At 42.2% G+C, this 1121-nt stretch carries 1 protein-coding gene and 1 pseudogene; both read left to right on the top strand.

Going from position 1 to position 1121, the window contains the following annotated elements:
- Positions 1-145: 145 nt before the first annotated feature.
- Positions 146-280 (top strand): annotated as a pseudogene (locus LI091_RS18805) (hypothetical protein); the annotation flags it as partial.
- A partial coding sequence (locus tag LI091_RS18350; RefSeq protein WP_265191446.1) for a transposase occupies positions 243-1121 on the top strand: 879 nt, incomplete at its 3' end. The pseudogene LI091_RS18805 and the gene LI091_RS18350, both read left to right, overlap by 38 nt.

The raw sequence follows: 1121 nt of genomic DNA, 5'->3' as shown, positions 1-1121 counted from the left end.
TCTGCTCAAAAAAATCTCTATAGTATAAAAGAAACACTTGTTCTCCCTTCCCTGATGTAGTATACTGAAAAAGAACAATTAGTTCATAAATACATATCCGTTGATATAAGAAAAAGGATGATAAATATAATGGAGTTAGACCATGAAAGATGCATTCTGGGGTCAGATATTCTGTCTGCTCAGTGCAGGCGGAGCAACGATTGAAACGATACGGCAGTATATAGAAAGCCAGGGTGAGAAGAATGAACCGCGCCGTAAAAATAAGGATTTATCCAAATAAAGAGCAGAGAGTTCAGATAGAGCAAACAATCGGCTGCAGCCGCTTTATCTATAACCAGATGCTTGCAGATAAGATCAGCTATTACCAGAAAGAAAAAAAGATGCTCCGGAATACACCGGCCGGATATAAAAAGGAATATCCATGGCTGAAAGAGGTGGATTCCCTTGCCCTGGCGAATGCGCAGCTGCATCTGGAAAGTGCGTTCCGGAAGTTTTTTCGGGAACCAGCCTGCGGATTTCCGCGTTATAAATCAAAGAAGCATGCAAGAAATTCATATACGACCAATGCACTAAACGGAAATATCCTTTTACAGGATACCCATCTGAAGCTTCCAAAGATGTCCGTCATAAAGATAAAACTTCACCGTCAGATTCCATCAGACTGGAAACTGAAGTCTGTAACTGTGAGCCGTGAGCCATCCGGGAAATATTTTGCCAGTCTTTTGTTCTGCTGTGAGAACCAAACAGTGGAAAAAAGACCGGCAGAGAGATTTCTTGGGATCGATTTTGCCATGCAGGGAATGTGTGTATTTTCTACAGGAGAAAGAGCCGGGTACCCTATGTTTTACAGAAAAGCAGAGAAAAAACTTGCAAGAGAACAGAGAAAGCTCTCCCACTGTGAAAAAGAAAGCCGGAACTATCAGAAACAGAAAAAAAGGGTAGCTTTATGTCATGAAAAGATAAAGAACCAGAGAAAAGATTTCCAGCATAAGCTCAGCAGGGAGCTTGCGGAAAGATATGATGCAGTATGTGTGGAAGATCTGAATATGAAGGGAATGTCCGGAGGGCTGCACCTTGGGAAAGGTGTGCAGGATAACGGGTACGGGCAGTTTTTGTTCATG

Source organism: Blautia sp. MSK20_18, assembly GCF_020553125.1.
Taxonomy (GTDB): Bacteria; Bacillota; Clostridia; order Lachnospirales; family Lachnospiraceae; genus Blautia_A; species Blautia_A fusiformis.
The sequence above is the reverse complement of the archived record's forward strand: the minus strand, read 5'-3'. Positions and strand labels throughout refer to the sequence as shown.